At 70.6% G+C, this 17,128-nt stretch carries 16 protein-coding genes and 1 tRNA gene; 12 read left to right on the forward strand and 5 right to left on the reverse strand.

Features of this window, described 5'->3' with window-relative positions; genetic code table 11:
- Positions 1–377 precede the first annotated feature (377 nt).
- On the forward strand, positions 378–1,019 hold the full coding sequence (locus AC0B9F_RS17420) for a hypothetical protein (protein ID WP_472003458.1): 642 nt from the start codon (positions 378–380) through the stop codon (positions 1,017–1,019).
- 136 nt (positions 1,020–1,155) lie between these two features.
- Here the strand turns inward: AC0B9F_RS17420 and AC0B9F_RS17425 are convergent, their stop codons facing one another.
- Entirely contained in the window at positions 1,156–1,791 is a 636-nt protein-coding gene (locus tag AC0B9F_RS17425) for a TetR/AcrR family transcriptional regulator C-terminal domain-containing protein (protein WP_472003459.1), read from the reverse strand.
- 134 nt (positions 1,792–1,925) lie between these two features.
- Between AC0B9F_RS17425 and AC0B9F_RS17430 the strand changes: the two genes are divergently transcribed.
- From AC0B9F_RS17430 to AC0B9F_RS17445, 4 genes are all read left to right on the forward strand, one after another.
- Positions 1,926–3,449: an APC family permease gene (locus tag AC0B9F_RS17430; RefSeq protein ID WP_472003461.1), complete on the forward strand. Its 1,524-nt coding sequence runs from the start codon at positions 1,926–1,928 to the stop codon at positions 3,447–3,449.
- A gap of 65 nt (positions 3,450–3,514) precedes the next feature.
- Complete coding sequence (locus tag AC0B9F_RS17435; protein WP_472003463.1) at positions 3,515–4,648, forward strand: agmatine deiminase family protein; 1,134 nt, start codon at positions 3,515–3,517, stop codon at positions 4,646–4,648.
- A gap of 187 nt (positions 4,649–4,835) precedes the next feature.
- A complete protein-coding gene (locus tag AC0B9F_RS17440) occupies positions 4,836–5,039 on the forward strand; it encodes a cold-shock protein (protein WP_269656763.1) in 204 nt (67 codons plus the stop codon).
- A gap of 56 nt (positions 5,040–5,095) precedes the next feature.
- A tRNA-Met gene (locus AC0B9F_RS17445) sits at positions 5,096–5,169 on the forward strand.
- 159 nt (positions 5,170–5,328) lie between these two features.
- Here AC0B9F_RS17445 and AC0B9F_RS17450 read toward each other — a convergent pair.
- Positions 5,329–5,895: a TetR/AcrR family transcriptional regulator gene (locus tag AC0B9F_RS17450; RefSeq protein ID WP_472003465.1), complete on the reverse strand. Its 567-nt coding sequence runs from the start codon at positions 5,893–5,895 to the stop codon at positions 5,329–5,331.
- Between the two features lie 101 nt (positions 5,896–5,996).
- Here AC0B9F_RS17450 and AC0B9F_RS17455 point away from each other — a divergent pair, with 101 nt between their 5' ends.
- The 5 genes from AC0B9F_RS17455 to AC0B9F_RS17475 all read left to right on the forward strand — a co-directional run bounded on the left by AC0B9F_RS17455 (position 5,997) and on the right by AC0B9F_RS17475 (position 11,369).
- On the forward strand, positions 5,997–7,670 hold the full coding sequence (locus AC0B9F_RS17455) for a CocE/NonD family hydrolase (RefSeq protein ID WP_472003466.1): 1,674 nt from the start codon (positions 5,997–5,999) through the stop codon (positions 7,668–7,670).
- Positions 7,671–7,791: 121 nt separating this feature from the next.
- A complete protein-coding gene (locus AC0B9F_RS17460; RefSeq protein WP_472003468.1) occupies positions 7,792–8,742 on the forward strand; it encodes an ABC transporter permease in 951 nt (316 codons plus the stop codon).
- On the forward strand, positions 8,739–9,596 hold the full coding sequence (locus AC0B9F_RS17465) for an ABC transporter permease (protein WP_472003471.1): 858 nt from the start codon (positions 8,739–8,741) through the stop codon (positions 9,594–9,596). The genes AC0B9F_RS17460 and AC0B9F_RS17465 overlap by 4 nt, the downstream gene beginning before the upstream one ends.
- Positions 9,593–10,588, forward strand: a complete 996-nt coding sequence (locus AC0B9F_RS17470; RefSeq protein WP_472003473.1) for an ABC transporter ATP-binding protein — start codon at positions 9,593–9,595, stop codon at positions 10,586–10,588. Before AC0B9F_RS17465 ends, AC0B9F_RS17470 begins: the two co-directional genes overlap by 4 nt.
- Positions 10,581–11,369 carry an ABC transporter ATP-binding protein gene (locus AC0B9F_RS17475; RefSeq protein ID WP_472003476.1) on the forward strand — a complete coding sequence of 263 codons (789 nt, stop codon included), beginning with the start codon at positions 10,581–10,583 and terminating at the stop codon, positions 11,367–11,369. Before AC0B9F_RS17470 ends, AC0B9F_RS17475 begins: the two co-directional genes overlap by 8 nt.
- Positions 11,370–11,629: 260 nt before the next feature.
- Here AC0B9F_RS17475 and AC0B9F_RS17480 read toward each other — a convergent pair whose 3' ends face one another.
- Complete coding sequence (locus AC0B9F_RS17480) at positions 11,630–13,078, reverse strand: amidase (protein WP_472003478.1); 1,449 nt, start codon at positions 13,076–13,078, stop codon at positions 11,630–11,632.
- A 29-nt stretch (positions 13,079–13,107) separates the two neighbouring features.
- On the reverse strand, positions 13,108–14,754 hold the full coding sequence (locus AC0B9F_RS17485; RefSeq protein WP_472003480.1) for an ABC transporter substrate-binding protein: 1,647 nt from the start codon (positions 14,752–14,754) through the stop codon (positions 13,108–13,110).
- A 258-nt stretch (positions 14,755–15,012) separates the two neighbouring features.
- Between AC0B9F_RS17485 and AC0B9F_RS17490 the strand changes: the two genes are divergently transcribed.
- A complete protein-coding gene (locus AC0B9F_RS17490) occupies positions 15,013–15,474 on the forward strand; it encodes a DUF3237 domain-containing protein (protein ID WP_472003481.1) in 462 nt (153 codons plus the stop codon).
- Between the two features lie 106 nt (positions 15,475–15,580).
- On the opposite strand, the gene AC0B9F_RS17495 is transcribed toward AC0B9F_RS17490, so the two are convergent.
- A complete protein-coding gene (locus AC0B9F_RS17495; protein WP_472003483.1) occupies positions 15,581–15,994 on the reverse strand; it encodes a MarR family winged helix-turn-helix transcriptional regulator in 414 nt (137 codons plus the stop codon).
- A gap of 218 nt (positions 15,995–16,212) precedes the next feature.
- On the opposite strand from AC0B9F_RS17495, the gene AC0B9F_RS17500 reads away from it, so the two are divergent.
- Entirely contained in the window at positions 16,213–17,124 is a 912-nt protein-coding gene (locus AC0B9F_RS17500) for an SDR family oxidoreductase (protein ID WP_472003485.1), read from the forward strand.
- The last annotated feature ends 4 nt before the right edge of the window (positions 17,125–17,128 follow it).

Here is a 17,128-nt window from a genome sequence, read left to right on the forward strand (position 1 = left end):
GCGCCGCACTCGCGCAAGGCCGGTACATGTGGACGTGCAGCCGAGGGGCTACCACGAGTTCCCGGGGCCCCTATGCTGAACGCGTTCCGCTGTACCTGCCCACCTCGGGGGAGACACTCGTGAGCAACTGGAACCCAGGCGGGCAGCCGCCATCAGGCTCTCCCTGTCCGCCCGGTCCGTATCCGCCGCCCCCGGCCAACGGCGGTCATCCGCCGCACTTCCCGCATCCCCATGCGCCCCACCCCGGCTTTCCGGTCCCCACGCCCCGGCCCGGCCCGTTCCAACGGCTGCGGCGGCGGATCGGTCCCATCCACACCGCGCGCAGAGTCTTCAAGCCGTCCCGTCCGGGCATCGTCGAAGACGCCGCCGTCGCCCGCATGCAGAGAATCCGCACCGCGGTCGGTCTCGGAGCCGTGGTGTGGGTGTCGCTGTCCTACAGACTCGCCCAGTCGGTGGGAGACGTGGCCAGTGACCGCTTCAACCAGTCCTGGATCAGTGTGCTGGTCCTGTCGGTCACCTTCCCCGTCGTCGTGGGCGTCCTGCTCGCCGTCGCCGCACCGGCCGCCCGGGGCGAACTGCTGCGCCGGGCCGCCAGGAGCCTCGGAGCAATCGTCGCGATTGTGGCGGCCGTGGCGGTGTTCCCCGCGTCCGTCCTCACCGGGTTCGTGGAGGGACGCTTCGCGACCAACCCGGCGATGACCGCGCTCACTTGGGCCGGGATTCTGCTCACCCTCGTCTGGGTCCTTCCCTTCATCGTCTGGGGCATCGGGCTGGCCCTGGTGCACGTCTTCCGTACGGCTGACATCCACGAAACCGTCCCGCCGGTGCTGGCGATGGCCGTGGTGTGGGAAATGACGCTCATCGACCTGTTCACGGGCGCCTACGCGGGTGTGCCCGGTCCGTTGCGCGCCCTCCTGGTGCTGGGCGCCCCCGTGTCGGTCACCGCCGTCGGCTGGTGGGAACTGCACCGGCTCCGCGTCCACTACGGCCTCTCCATCCGCGACGTCCTCATGCGATAGGCCGGCCCGGGCGACCGGAGAGGAGGCGCCGGCGCGGAGATGACAGGTCGGGCGGCCAGGAACGCGGCGGCATGATGGACACCCCGAGCCGACCATGGGGCGAAGCCGACCGCGCTGCCGGACATCGCGTTCGTCCTCAGTCGGACGACAGGCCGTGGGCCAGGCCGGTCAGGAGCAGGGCGAGGCCCCGTTCGAAGCCGCGGTCGTCGAGGGCCGACGGGTCCGGGTCCGCCCGGGTCGCGGCCTCGAGGGAGTCGGCGAGTGCCGGGTAGCCGGGCCGGTATTCCTCCGGCGGCCGGGTGAAGCCCGCCGTGTAGGTCTCCAGCGCCGATCCGAGCACCAGGAAGTCGATGGCCGCACCGACTTCGAGGGCCTGCGCCGGCTCACAGCCGGCCCGGACCAGAGTGCTCAGCAGGGTGTCGTACTCGCGCAGCGCGTCGGTGCCGCGCACCCCCCGGCGGGCGACGAGCGAGATGGCGTTGGGGTGCCTCAGGAAGACCCGGCGGTAGCCCCGGGCATAGGCGGCGATGCCCTCCTGCCAGGGCCGGTCCCGCAGCGGGCTGACGTCGATCTCGGCGTCGAGCAGCTCCCCGACCGCGTCCAGGATGTCGTCCTTGGACCGGACATGGTGGTAGAGCGAGGCGCCGCGCACACCCAGCCGGTCAGCGAGGGCGCGCATGGTGAGCGCCTCATAGCCGTGGTCGTCGATGAAACCCAGCGCGGCGCGCGCGATGGCGGTCCGGCTCAGAACCGCCTGATGTGGCCGGCCCACGACCCGCCCCCTCACGATCTCGGCAACTCCGCAAGGTTACTCACCCGGAAGGTCTTCCCAAACGCCGGTCGCGCCTCTACGTTCGCCGCCTAACAAAGTTAGTTTTAGCTCGTGCGACAAGGCGAGGAACGCCCATGCCCCAGCCCCTGCCCCCCGACGACAGCGACGCCGTGCGCCTGGAAGCGCTCGGCTACCGGCAAGAACTCCGCCGCAGCCTGGACATCCTGGGCAACATCTCGATGGGGTTCGCGGTGGTGTCCCCGGTCGTCGCCCTCTACGCCGTCTCGATGATCGCGACGATGATCGCCGGGCCCGCCTGGGTCTGGGCGCTCCCGGTCGTCCTCGCCGGACAGTGCCTGGTCGTCAACGTCTACTCCGAACTCACCTCCCAGTGGCCGCTGGCCGGCGGGCCGTACCAGTGGGGCCGGCGGCTCATCGGCCCGCGGTTCGGCTGGCTGGGCGGCTGGGTGTGGCAGTTCGCCGTGATGTTCGGCAACACCACCGTCGCCTACCTGGCCGCGCCGTGGGTCTTCGCCCTCTTCGGCGCCGTACCGTCTCCGGGGGCCCTGGTCGCGGTGGCGATGGCGATCGTGCTGGTCTCTTCCCTGGTCAACGCCTATGGCATCGGCATACTGCGCTGGTTCGTGTCGGCCGGCATCGCGGGTGAGGCGATCGCCTCCGTCCTCGTCGGCCTGTCCTTGCTGCTGTTCTTCCGCAAGCACTCGTTCTCGATGTTCACCAGCACCTTCGGCGCCGAGCAGCTGTCGGGCGGCTCGCTGCCCATGGCGTTCATGGCGGTCGTCGCGGTGGCCGGCTGGGCGTTCATCGGCTTCGACGCCTGTGTGTCGACGGCCGAGGAGACCAAGGACGCGGCCCGCCAGGTGCCCCGGGCGATGTGGTGGGCGCTGCTCTCGGTGGGCGCGGTGGTCGTGCTCAACGCCGTGGCCGTCGCCATCTCCTACCCGAACCCGGCGGCGGCCGTGGCGGGCAAGGACGTCGACCCGGTGACGACGGCCGTCGTCACCTCGTTCGGCTCCTGGTCGGACAAGCCGTTCGTGGCGATCGTGCTGGTCAGCTTCCTGGCCTGTGCGATGGCCTCGCAGGGCGGCGCCGCCCGGGGACTGTACTCGCTGGCCCGGGACGGCGTGTTCCCCTTCTCCGCACACGTCCGCAAGGTCAACGGGCGAGCCGCGCCGATCGGGGGCCTGGTCGCCTCCACGCTGGTCTCCGCCTCCGCGCTGCTGCTCGGTCTGAATGCCACGGCCATCGGATCGCTGATCTCCTTCGGTACGGCAGCCACCTTCGTGCCGTTTTTCCTGGTGTCCGCCGCCGCGCTCGTCGCCCGGCTGCGCGGGACGTGGCTGCCGTCCGGGGCGATCCGGCTGGGCCGGTGGGGGACGGGTCTCAACGTCCTCGCCGCGCTCTGGGCCGGCTTCGAGGTGGTCAACGTCTGCTGGCCCCGCGCCCTGCTCGCACCGCCCGGGGCGCCCTGGTACCAGATCTGGGCCGCGCCGCTCGGCGTCGCGGTCGTGCTCGGCTCCGGCGTGCTCTACCTGCTCGTCCGCCGGCCACAGGACCGGATCGCGGGCACGGAGGACACGTCCGCCGCCCCGCTCCCGGCCGATCCGTCACCGTCCCCGTCCGCCCCGACGCCGTAGCCGGACGCGCCTGACACCCCTCACCACAGTCGCCACCCCCCTCAACCACACCGGAAAGGTTCCTCATGAACGTTTCTGCAATGTCCCGGCGCCGCTTCCTGAGCAGCTCCGCCGCCGTAGCCGCCGCGGCGGGGGCCGGCCTCACGGCCGGAGCCGGCCGCGCCGGGGCGGCGACGTACAACGGGACGACGTACACGGTCCCGGGCGAATGGGCGCCGCACGCCGGATGCCTCATGGCCTTCCCGTGGGATGCCACCGACAACTGGGGGGACAAGCTCCCGGCGGTCCAGGACGAGGTCGCGGCCGTCGCCCGCGCCGTCGCCCGGTTCGAACCGGTGACCATGGTGGCCAACACGGGGGCGGGCGACTTCGTCCGTTCCAAGGTCGGCCCCGGCATCACCGTCATCGAGTACCCGATCAACGACTGCTGGCCCCGCGACAACGGCCCGGTCTTCGGCGTCGATTCCACCGGCTCCCAACTGCTCGGCCTCGACTTCGCCTTCAACGGCTGGGGCAACAAATTCCCGCACGACAAGGACGACCTGCTCCCGGTCGGCGTGTGCGACCACCTCGGCGTGCCCCGGCTCCCGGTCGACCTGGTCTTCGAGGGCGGATCCCTGCTCCAGGACGGCGAGGGCACGATCATCGGCACCGAGGAGTGCCTGCTCAACCCCAACCGCAACCCGAACCTGACCAAGGCGCAGATCGAGGCCGCCCTGCTCGACGCCTACGGCGCCCGCAAGATGATCTGGCTGCCGTACGGCATGTACGGCGACACCATCACCGACGGCCACGTCGACCTCGTCGCGGCCTACGCCGGCCCGGCCTCACTGCTGATCAACCTGCCGTCGGACACCAACGACGCCAACTACCCGCGGCTCCTGCGCAACAAGCGGGTCCTCCAAGCGGCCACTGACGCCCGTGGGCGGCGGTTCCAGCTGACGGAGATGCCCTTCTTGCCGAAGTTCACGGTGGGCGCCGACCGGGTGATCACCTTCAGTTACACGAACTACTATCCGACGGCCACCGGGGTCGTGGTGCCCACCGCGAACATCCCGTCCTGCGACAATCCGGCGCTCGCGGTGATCCAGTCGCTGTTCCCGGCCAAGACGGTGGTGGGTGTCCCCGCGACCACGCTGGCCTGGGGCGGAGGCGGCGTCCACTGCATCACGCAGCAGATCCCCGCCACCACCCACTGAGCGGTCCGCCCCCGGAAGCCACCCGTATCCGCCGATGGATCGACGGCACGCTGCGGTCGGAGGAAAAGTCGGATAACCCGCGCGTCCACGGGGTAGAACGGACGCCGGGTGCCTTCCAGCCATGGACGGCCCCATCCGCAGAGCAGCCGGGACCTCCCGGCGACAACGAAGGACAAGGACAAGCAGTATGGCCAGCGGCACCGTGAAGTGGTTCAACGCCGAAAAGGGCTTCGGATTCATCGCCCAGGACGGCGGCGGACCGGACGTCTTCGCCCACTACTCCAACATCACCGGCAACGGCTACCGGGAGCTCGTCGAGGGAGAGACGGTCACCTTCGACGTCACCCAGGGACAGAAGGGCCCCCAGGCCGAGAACATCGTGCGCGGCTGACGAAGACGAACGCGTTTCCGCCCCGCGAGAGACACCGTGTACAGTGGTGTCACCGACGCGGGGTGGAGCAGCTCGGTAGCTCGCTGGGCTCATAACCCAGAGGTCGCAGGTTCAAATCCTGTCCCCGCTACTGGAACGAGGGCCCGGCATCAGACTTTGTTGGCTGATGCCGGGCCCTTCGTGTGACGTTGGCCTTCATCACCCCGGTTGTGGGTGGTGGAGGCCAACGGTGTTTCCGGGCGGGGCGTCGGTGTCGTAACACCTCAATTGCGCCACGGGCGTTGCTTGTTCAGGTGCCCATGAGGGCATCCACAATCGTTCTGGCGACACGGCCGGCCCGCTCCGGGGTCCAGTGGTCCGGCTCCTCCATGGTGGAGACGTAGTAGCCGCGGGTCAGCAGGGACAGAACGTCGGCGGCGAGGCCGGCGTCGGGGACCCCCGCGGCGACGGACGCGTCGAGGAACTCCTGGCGCGCTTCCCGTGGTTCCTGGCGATCGACGCCGCCCGGGTCGACGTGGGCCGACGAGAGCATCTCGACCCAGAGCGTGCGGAGCAGCAGGTCCTCGGGTTCCGTGCTGAGGTGCCATTCCACCAGCGCGCGCAGCCGATCCGTGCCGAGCAGGTCGCCCAGGTGCGCCTCCAGGTCGGTGCGCCACCGGGACTCGGCGGCGCGGACGGCGTTGGTGATCAGGGCTGTTCGGGTGGGCACGTAGTTCGTGACCATCGCCGTGGAGCCGCCGAGTTCCTTGGCGACGGCGCGGATGGTGACGGCGCGCGCACCGTCCCGGGCGGCGACAGCGAGGGTCGCCTCGGCGATTGCCTTGCGGCGCTGGACTTCGTCGACGTCGATCGGCATGGCAGCAACCTAGCTCAGAGGGGGGTTGACGTTGAACACACCTAGATGCAACGCTGTTATATCACGTTGTTTTCCAAAGGTTTGCCTCTGTGGAGGGCCTCATGAGCCTTGCCGTTCACCGCGTCACCCCGGAACCGGTCCCCCGACACGCACGGCAGCACATGGTGCGGATGCGAGACGGAGTGCGGCTGGCCACCGACGTGTACGGCGCCGGCCGGCGGGAGCCGGCGCCGACCGTCCTGGCCCGCCTGCCCTACGACAAGAACAGCCGGTACACCTTCTTCGAGAAGATCGCGGCACGGTTCACCACGCGCGGCTACGTCGTGGTGGTCCAGGACGTTCGCGGCAAGTTCCGTTCGGAGGGCCGGACGCTGGGTTGGACCGGCGAAGTCGACGACGGCTACGACACCCTCGAGTGGATCACCCGCCAGCCTTGGTCCGACGGGATCGTCGGGATGTTCGGCGACTCCTACTACGGGTTCACCCAATGGTCCGCGGTCTCCAGTCAGCACCCCGCCCTGCGCGCCATCGTCCCGCGGGTCACGTGCACCACGAACGCCCCCGGCATCGCCGCCTATGACGCCGGGTCCGGGCGGCAGCCGGTGTGGCTGGAGGGAACCACGTACCAGGCGAAGGTGTGGACGGACAACGACATCTACGAGTTCGACGTCGATCTCACCAGGCGCCCGGTCGTCGCCGCCTACGAGGAGGCGTTCGACGCGATCGGAAAGCGCTCGCCGGGCTTCGGCCTCATCGTCGGCGGTATCCCCCTCGACCCCTACAACGGGCCGCACCCCTACGACGCGCGTCCCGTGCCGGTACTGCACTGTGTGGGCTGGTTCGACAACCTCGGCATCGCCCACATGCGGGACTACACGGAGCTGGCCGAGCGCCCCGGCTGGGCGGCCGTGCAATACCTGATCGCCGACACGATCGACCACGAGAACTACCTCCTGGAGGACGCCCCGGCGACCCCCGCCACCGATCACATGGCCGACGACGCCGCCCTCGAACGCATGCTGGACTCCTACACAGGCCCCGCGATCGAGTTCTTCGACGTCTTCCTGAAGGACGCCGCCCCGCCCGGCTCACTGCCGCGGGTGCGCTGGAAGCTGGGTCACGTGGGCTGGCGGACCGCCGCCACCTGGCCGCTCCCGGAAGCCACGGCGATCCGGCTGTACTTGGCGGAGCCGGGCGCCGCCGGCGGGACGGTCCCCGGCGGAACCCTCGCCCCGCGCCCGGCCGACGCAGCGGAATCGGGGCAGTGGCGTTACGACCCGGACGACCTCGTGCCGTCCGCCGCGGCGGACACCTTCCTGCAACTGCGTGACCACGCCGACGAACGCCCCACCCTCGACCGCGACGACGTCCTGGTGTTCACGGCTCCCGCCTCCAGCCGTCCGCTCGACCTCGCCGGGCCCGTGCACGCGGTGCTGCACGTCGAGAGCACCGCGCCCACGTTCGACATCTTCGTCCGTCTCCTCGACCTGGCACCGGACGGCGCGGCGCGCCTGATCGTGCGGGGCTGCATCCAGGCCGACGCACCCGGAGAGATGGAGATCGCCCTCGGACACACCGGCTACCGGGTGCGCCCGGGACACCGTCTCGCGCTGATGATCGCCGGCAGCGACTTCCCGAACCACCTGCCCAACTCCGGCTCCCTGGAGAGCCCGTGGCTGACGACCGCTCCCAAGGCGAGCCTGCAGAAGCTGCGGACCGGTGCCACCCACCCCTCCCGCCTGTGTCTGACCGTCCTGCCCGAGAGCGGCGAATAGCCCCTGCCCCTGGAGGGCTCATGCCCCCTCTGCGCCAACTCCCCAGCACACCACCGGACATCGGCACAGCAGCGCACCACCACCCGGCCGAAGCACGACGCGGCGAAGGACGTGGTCCGAGATGAACCCGCGCTTCGTCGCCACCCGGCTGTGCATGCTCGTCGTGACCGTGCTCGCCTCCAGCGTGGCCATCTACGGCGCGTTGTTCCTCACCCCGGGGGATCCCGCCACGCTGCTCGTCGGAGGCAGCCGCAACCCCGACCCGGCCGTGCTGGCGCACATCCACCGCGAGTACCACCTGGACGACCCCTTCATCCAGGGCTACTGGCACTGGCTCAGCAACTGCCTGCGGGGCGACTTCGGGAAGTCCCTCGTCTACCGCGACTCCGTCGCCGACCTCATCGGCGCCCGCGCAGGAGACACCATCGCACTCGTCGCCTACGCCTCCGTCCTCGTCCTCGCCGTCGGCTCTGTCATCGGCACCGTCGCCGCACTGCGCGGCGGCCGCACGGAAACACTCGCCACCACCCTGACGGCCGGAGCGATGGCGGTACCGACCTTCGTCATGGCGGTCCTGCTCATCTGGCTGTTCGCCGTCCAACTCCCGTGGTTCCCCGTCTACGGCTCCGGCGAGGGGGTCACCGGCACGCTGACGCACCTGACGCTGCCGGCCGTCGCACTGGCGATGACCTGGATCGGATACGTCGCCCAGGTGACCCGTACCGCCGTGCGCGCGGAGATGCGCTCGGAGCACGTGGAGACCGCCCGCAGCCGCGGCGTACCCGAGCGCACGGTGATCCGCCGGCACGTGCTGCACAACGCCTCCGGTCCCGTCTTCGCCGTCTCCGGCGTCGGCATCGCCGGCATCATCGCCACCGCCGCCATCGCCGAACAGGCATTCGGCACCGGAGGGCTCGGAGCACTCATGATCGAGGCTGCCTCCAAGCAGGACATGGCCGTCGTACAGGCCGTGTCGCTGATCTTCGTGATCGTGTTCGTGGTCATCAACACCACCGTCGACCTGATCAGCGCCGCCCTCGACCCCCGGGCCACACAGAAGGGGGCTCGATGACCACCGCCCTGTTCACCCGCACCGCGCCCAAGCAGCGGAGCGGACGCCCACGCGACCACCTGACGCTCAGTGCGGCATGTGTCGTCGCCCTCTTCGTCCTGCTGGCCGTGTTCGGTCCGCTGCTCGCCCCGCACGACCCGACCGCCGTCGACCCCATGCACGTCCACGCCGGACCGTCCGCCGCCCACCTCCTGGGAACCGACGACACCGGACGCGACCTTCTCTCCCGGCTGATCGCCGGAACCCGCGCCAGCCTCGCCGCTCCCGCCGTGGTCATCGCCGTGTCCACCACGCTGGGCACCCTCCTCGCCCTGACGGCAGCGTGGTTCGGAGGTTGGCCGGACCGGCTGGTCTCGGGCGCCCTCGACATCGTCTTCGGCTTCCCGGGGCTCATCATGGCCGTCCTCGTCGCCGCGGTCTTCGGCGCCGGACTCACCGCACCGATCGTCGCCCTGTCGATCGCCTACCTGCCCCTGATCACCCGCGTCGTACGCTCCGCAGCGATCAAGGAACGCAGCCTGCCCTACGTCTTCGCGCTGCAGCTCCTCGGCGCACCCACCGCTCGGATCTGGCTGCGGCACCTGCTGCCGAACCTTCTGCCTCTCGTCCTCGTCCAGGCCACCATCGGTTTCGGCTACGCGCTCCTCGACGTCGCCGCCATCTCCTTCCTCGGACTCGGCAGCCGCCCCCCGGATCCGGAATGGGGACTGATGGTGTCCAACGGAGCCCCCTCCATCCTCGCCGGCCAGCCACAGCAGTCCCTGTACGCGGGCATAGCCATCCTCATCGTGGTCGTCGCGTTCAACCTGCTGGGGACGGGACTGTCCCGACGTCTGCTCGGAGAGAACGCATGAACCCAACGCCCCTGCTCCAGATCAGCGCGCTCGGCATCGACCTGCCGCTCGACGGGGAGCTGCGCACCGTCGTCCACCGCGCCGACGTCAGCATCCCCGAGTCAGCGGCCGTCGCCCTGGTGGGGGAGTCCGGGTCCGGCAAGTCCCTGACGGCCCGTTCCGTTCTCGGCCTGCTGCCCCAAGGCGCCCGAATCCGGGGAGACATCCGGTTCGGGGGAGAGTCCGTCCCGCTGATGAAGCCCTCGCGCCTGCGCACGTTCCGCGCGAGCGAGGTGGCCATGGTGTTTCAGGACCCCCGCGCCCACATCAACCCCGCACGCGGCATCGGCGACTTCCTCATCGAAGGACTCACCACCGCACGCGGTGTCCCGGCCGCCGAGGCGGTCAGGAAGGTCACGGGCATCCTGCGGGAGGTCGGTATCGCCGACGCCGAACGGCGCATGCGCCAACGGCCCCACGAGTTGTCGGGCGGCCTGCTCCAACGCGTCATGATCGCCGCCGCGCTGGCGGCCGAGCCACGCCTGCTCCTCGCCGACGAACCGTCCACCGCCCTCGACGTGACCACGCAGGAGGAGGTGATGGCCATCATCGGAGAGGCCCGCGAAGCCCGTGGGCTCGCCCTGCTGTTCATCACCCACGACCTGGAACTCGCCGCCGCCGTCTGCGACCGGGTCGCGGTGATGTACGCGGGCACGACCGTGGAGGAACTCCCCGCCGCCCACTTGCGCGGGCGGGCCGCCCACCCCTACACCCGCGCCCTGCTCGCCTCCCGTCCCTCGATCCGGGACACCGGCGCGGAACTCCGCTCGATCCCCGGCAGGCCACTGTCCGGATTCGAAGTCCCGGGCGGATGCGCCTTCAGCGACCGATGTCCGCACGTCCAGGACCTGTGTCGCAGCGACCGCCCGGACCCGGGTTCCGCCGGTGACGGCACAGCGGCCTGCCACTTCCCGCACACGTCCACTCCCGAGGAGGCCGGCAGTCATGCTTGAAGTGCGCGGTCTGCGCAAGGAGTTCGATGATTTCGTCGCGGTGGACGAGGTGACGTTCTCGCTTCAGGAGCGAGGGTCCCTGGCGATCGTCGGCGAGTCGGGGTCGGGCAAGACGACCACCGCCCGCATGATCGCCGGACTCGAGACGCCGAGCCGGGGGCACATCGTCGTCGCGGGCGAGGAACGCCGGCAGGGCCGGCCGCGGTCACGCGAGCGCCGCGCGCAGGGCCGGCAGATCCAGATGGTCTTCCAGGACCCCTACTCGTCCCTCGACCGGCGCCAGCGCGTCGGTGACGCCGTCGCCGAAGCGGTCGCGCTGCACCATCGCCTTCCCTCGGACAGACTCCGCGCCCAGGTGGCCGAACTGCTCGACATGGTCGGCCTGGACGACCGCCAGGCACGCTCCCTTCCGAAGGCGCTCTCCGGCGGGCAGCGCCAGCGCGTCGCCATCGCCCGCGCTCTGGCCGCCGAACCGCGCGTCCTGATCCTCGACGAGGCCATCGCCGCCCTGGACGTGTCCATCCAGGCACAGATCCTGACCCTGCTCAGCCGCATCCGTGCCGAGACCGGAACGGCGCTGCTGTTCATCACGCACGACCTCGGCGCCATCCGGCACATCAGCGACGACGTCCTCGTGATGCAGGCGGGAAGAGTGGTGGAGCACGGACCCGTCGCCACCGTCCTGGACGACCCTCGGCACCCCTACACCCAGCGTCTCATCGCTTCCATCCCGAAACCGGGGTGGAAGCCGCGGAGAAGGGCGGCCAAGGGCACCGTCTGACGCTCGGCGCGGCCCACGAACGGCCCACTGAGAAGGACGTCTGTCCCGGCGACCAGCCGGACAGACGTCCTTTCGCTTTGAGATCGTCCGAGGAGTCGGCATTCCGTGCCGCTCAGAGGCCTCCCGCCTGACCGGTCCAGAGCTCCCCGGCTGCGAGCGGCCCGGTGTCCAGGGTGAGCGTGAAGGGAACAGGGAAACGGCGTGCCCCGGCGGTCGGTGAGACGCCGGGGCACGCCGTCGGTGGGCTGTGCGGCGGATGGTCAGCCGGTCTGCGCCCAGGAGAGGGCCGGCCGGGTGCGCGGCGCCCTGGCCTCGATGGCCGTGGCCACGTGGAGCAGCAGGTCTTCCTGGAAGCGTCCGCCGATCAGCTGGACGCCGCAGGGCAGGCCCTCGCGCAGTCCGGTGGGCACGGACACGGCGGGGAAACCGAGTACCGGGACCGCCTGCATCGGCCACTGCGCGGCCAGCAGTTCGCCCATCCGGGCGTCGCCGGCGAGGTCGGCGTCCTGTTCGAACGGCGGCTCGGCGGCCACCGGCGTCAGAACGATCGTGTCCTGGCCCAGGAACTGCTGGAGCCGGCCGATCAGGGTGCCGCGGCGGGCGTAGCCCCGGATGTAGTCGGTGAGGGTGGGCTGCTCGCCCCAGATCTCCGCGGCGGCCCGGAAGGAGGACGCCAGCGAGTCACGGACCGCGTCGTCACCGAACAGGTCGATCTCGGCCGTCATCGTGCGCAGCTCCTGGTAGAGCAGGAGCGACCACAGCCGCGCGGCCTCGCCGAGCGGGGGAATCTCCACCTCCTCCACCTCGTGGCCGGCTTCGGCCAGCCAGCGGGCCGCGTCGTCCACGGCCGCGTTCACGGCGGGGTGCGGCTTGACGACGCCGGCGTCGCGGACGACGGCGACCTTGACCCGGTGGGGCTCGCCCAGGGGCGGGCGCACCGGAAGTCCGACGGGGTCGTTGAGGTCGGGTGTCACCATGGCGTGCAGTCCGCGCCGGACGTCGTCGACGGTCCAGCCGAGCGGGCCGTGGACCGCCATGGTCTGGAACGACAGGGGGCTGTCGAACTCCACCGAGCCGCGCGGTTCCACGCCGGAGATCAGCCCCACGGTGGGGCGCAGGCCGACGGCACCGCAGCAGTAGGCGGGGAAGCGGACGGAACCGCCGATGTCGTTTCCCTGGGCGATCGGGGTCATGCCGGCGGCGACCGCCGCGGCGGCCCCTCCGGAGGAGCCGCCCGGGGTGTGGCCGGGGTGCCACGGGTTGAGCGTCCTGCCGTGCAGGTCGTTGGAGGTGAACCAGCGCACGGCGAAGGCCGGGCTGTTGCTGCGGCCGAGCAGGGTCGCGCCGGCCTTGCGCAGGGCGGCGACGCACACGGCATCGCCCGTGGCGACGGCGCCGGCCCAGGCGGCCACGCCGTGCGAGCTGGCGTAGCCGCGCTGCGCGGTGTTGATCTTGATGGACACCGGAACACCCAGCAGCGGGGGAAGGTCGCCGCCGGCGGCGACCGCCGCGTCGGCGTCGGCGGCCTGGGCGAGCACCTCCTCGGGCCGGACGTCCACCAAGGCGTTGAGCGCCGGGTTGGTCTCCTCGACGCGGGTGAGGAACGCCTGGGCGGCCTCGGTCGGCGAGAAGTCCTTCGCGCGGATTCCGGCGGCCAGTTCGGCCGCCGAGTGGTCCCACAGCGGCTTGTCGCCCGCGGTGTCGGTCATCGTCGTCTCCAGAGGTGAGGAAAGGGCGGTCACTTGCCGGTGCCGCCGAGACGGGCGGCCCACGGCATGCTCATGTAGGCGAAGGAGGTCGGCGCGCCGCTGACGCGCTTGTTCATGTACATCCGCTCATAGGTGGTGGCCAGGTAGACGGCCGGGACGGTGGGCGTGAACAGAGCCTGGGCCTCGTTGTACGCCTTGGCCGAGGCCGCCGGGTCGGAGGCGGTGCGGGCCTGGTCGAGCAGCCGGGTGGCCTCGGGGTTGCTGTAGTGCGCCCAGTTGAAGATGCCGCGGGGGTCGACCATCTCGGCCACGTAGGACGAGGGGTCCGGCATGGAGACGTATCCGAAGGTCAGCGTCAGGTCGAGCCCCTTGCGGACCGAGGGGTCGTAGAAGAGCGAGGACATCTCGGTGGGCTGGAGCTGCTTGATCTCGATCCTGACGCCGATCTTCTTGGCCGCGGCCTGGATGAAGGTCAGTGCCTGGAGCGAACGCTGGTCACCGGCGGGGATGGCGGTCACCAGCGGATGCGCGACGGGGCCGGCCTCCGCCACCAGCTTCTTCGCCTTCTCCGGGTCCGGCCGTGTCGCGGCGGGCAGTGCCTTGTAGGCGGCATCGAACTGGGCGGCGGCCTTGTCCCCGTGCCAGGTGAACGGCGGGACGAGTGACTTCAGCGGGGTGCCGTCACCGCCGAAGACGTTTTTGATCAGCGCGTCGCGGTCGATGACCAGGGACAGCGCGTCCAGCAGCTTGCGGTCGGCCGCGGGTGAGTCGGCGTTCGCGGGGATCAGCAGGACGTTCTGGGTGGAAGGGCCGAGGTGCACGGCGCCGTTGTCGGCCCTGGCGAGGGCGGTGGCGCTGCTGGGCGGCAGCTCGTAGGTGCCGTCCACCTCGCCGGACAGCAGGGCGCTGGTCAGGGTGTTGTTGTCGGTGATGAACTTGAACTCGACCTGCTTCGCCTTCGGCTCGAGCTGAGTGTCCCAGTACGAGTCGTTGCGCTCCAGGGTGATGCCGCTGCCGGATTTCCAGGAGCCCAGCTTGAAGGGTCCGGTGCACATCAGGCCGCCCTTGGCCGTTCCGTAGGCGGAGCCGGCCTTCTCGGCGTACGCCTTCTTGCCGATCGCGCCGAACGACGTGGACAGGGCTTTGGGGAGCGTCTGGTCGTATCTCCTGGTCCGCAGAGTCACCTGGTGCGCGCCGGTGGCTCTGATGGAGGTGACGGCGGCCAGGAAGTTCCCGTACAGGGCCTGTGTCGCGGGATCGCCCTGACGCTCCAGGCTGTACACCACGTCCTCCGGCGTCATGGGCGAGCCGTCCCAGAACCGCACACCGGGGCGGAGGTCGAGCACCAGGGTGGTGTCGTTGCTCCAGGTCACCTTCTCGGCGAGACCGGGGCTCAGGGAGAAGTCGGCGTTCACGCGCGTCAGCGTGTCGCAGAGGTTCGCCTCGACCGTCTGCGGCGAGTAGTCGCCCACCTTCGCCGGGTCCAGCGTCGTCGGCTCGCCGTAGGGCAGCGCCCAGGTCACGTGGTCGACCTCGGAAGTACCCGGAGCTGTGGTGGTGGTCAGGCGCTCGGGGGCGGTGCCGCCGCCGTCTTCGTTCGACGAGCCGCTGCAGGCCGTGGCGGCCAGCAGCCCCAGGCCGGTGAGCACCGTCAGCACCGTTTTCTTCGCAGCCATGGCTGATGCTCCTTGCCGAGAGGAGTGAGAGAGGAAGGGGAGAGGAGTGACAGAAGACGGACGCTCGACACGTGGGGGAGGGGAGAAACATCGACGAGCCGTCGTAAATGACTGTCATATAACGCTGTTGCATGTCACGCTTGCACCTGGTGAGCCAACGCGTCAAGAGCGCGACGTGACCAGCCGGCGGTCAGGGCCGTACGGGCGCGACGCTCCCCTTCCCGCAAGACGCCCCCTTCTCAGAAGCGGAGAACCGCCATGTCCTTCACTCCCGCCCTCGACTTCGTGTTCGAAATCCGTGCCGAGGTGGCCGAGACGCTGCACATCGGCAACGGTGACGGAGAGGTCACCGACTTCACCCCCATCACCGGGGGCAGGGTGGAAGGCCCCCGGCTGCGAGGGAAGGTCCTGCCCGGCGGTGGCGACTGGAGCAGCACGCGGGGGGAGGTGTGCGAGCTGGAGGCCCGCTATCTGCTCCAGGCGGACGACGGTGCCGTGATCGACATCGTCAACCGCGGCTACTACCGTCCGAAGGCCGGCGCTCCGGACCAGTTCGACGGGGATCTGCAGGTCTGCGAGGCCGGCCACTACTACCGGACCTCGCCGGTGTTCCGCACGGACGCCGCCGCGCACCGCTGGCTCGCGGAGACGGTCTTCGTCGGCCTCGCCCGCCCGGACGGCGACAGTGCCGTGATCATCCGCATGTACGCGGTCAGGTGACGGGCGCCGCCGTGGCCCGCGTGTTCGGCGCGCAGGCCCGCGGGGGCGTGGGGGCGTGGGAGGCGTGGGGGAGTCGCCGTGCCCCCGACCAGGACAGTCCCGCCGGCTAGGACAGGGCCCGCCATGCCTCGACGAGCGCCTCACGGAGCACGCCGACGTCCTCGGCGCTCAGGTTCGCGACCATGCGCTCCTCCAGTGCGCGGGCCGGTTCCGCGTACTCGGCGAGCAGGTGCCGCCCCGGGTCGGCGAGCAGGATCAGGAGTTCGCGGCGATTGCCGGGGTTGGGCTCACGGCGGATCAGGCCGCGGCGCTCCAGGGCGCGGACCATGTCGGCCATGGACTGGGCGGTGACGAAGGAGTCGCGCGCGAGCTGTGCGGCGGAGATTCCGTCGCGCCGCTGCAGCACGGTGAGGGCGGTGTACTGCAACGCCGTGATCCCGGCCGGCTTGAGCAGTTCCTCCAGGCGGGCGCGCACCGCCAGCTCGGTTCTCTTGATCAGGTAGAGCAGCGAGGTGCTCACGTCCGCCCTCCCGAAAACCCCGAAGAGGCGGTCCGCCCGGGTTGCTTCATGGCGTTCCTTTCGCTGTGCGCCGCGGGCTCGGCGGCGATCCCACACTAGAGCATTGACAGGAATCCTGTTGGTTGCCCAGACTGGCGTTCATCAGGATTCCTGTCGATGCGGGTCGTGCGCCGTCGCTGTCGACATTCCGCTTCCACCACTCACGAGGGGTTCCTCTCATGGATCTTCAAGGCAAGGTCGCCGTCGTCACCGGCAGCGGACGCGGCCTCGGACTGGCCTACGCACAGGCCCTGGCCGCGGCAGACGCCGCCGTCGTCGTCAACGACGTCGACCAGGCGGCCGTCGACTCCGCCGTCGCCACGATCAGGTCCGAGGGCGGCAGGGCGACCGGCGTCGTCGCGGCGGTGGGCGACACGGAGGCGGCCCAGCGACTGGTCGACGCCGCTGTCGAGGAGTTCGGGAGCCTCGACGTGCTGGTCACCAACGCCGGCATCCTGCGCGACCGCGTGCTGTGGAAGATGACCGACGACGACTTCGACTCCGTGGTCCGCGTCCACCTGCGCGGCACCTTCACCTGTGCCCGGGCCGCCGCCGTCCGCATGCGGGAGCAGGGCACCGGCGGCCGGCTGATCCTGATCTCCTCGCCGGCCGGACAGCGCGGCAACTTCGGTCAGACCAACTACGCCGCCGCCAAGGCCGGCATCGTCGCCATGGCCCGGACCTGGGCCATGGAGCTGGGCCGCGCCGGCGTCACGGTCAACGCCGTGGTCCCGGTCGCCGCCACCGAGATGACCAAGACCATCCCGGCGTTCGCTCCGGTCATCGAGGAGTCCGAGCGCACCGGCAAGCCGCTGCCGGACTGGCTGCGCAAGGACGAGGGTCTCGGCACGGTCGAGGACGTCGCCGGCCTGGTCACCTTCCTGGCCTCCGACGCCTCCAAGGACGTCACCGGGCAGGCCATCGGCGTCGGCGGCGACCGCCTGGCCCTGTGGGCCCACCCCAAGGAGAAGGCCGTCGCCTTCGCCGACGGCGGCTGGAGCGCCGAGGCCATCGCCGCCGCGTGGCCGGACGGCGTCGGCGCGGAGCCCGAGACCTACGGCATCCCGGCACCCAAGGCCCCGGAGGCATGAGATG

It is taken from the genome of Streptomyces sp. NPDC097129, from assembly GCF_055668065.1.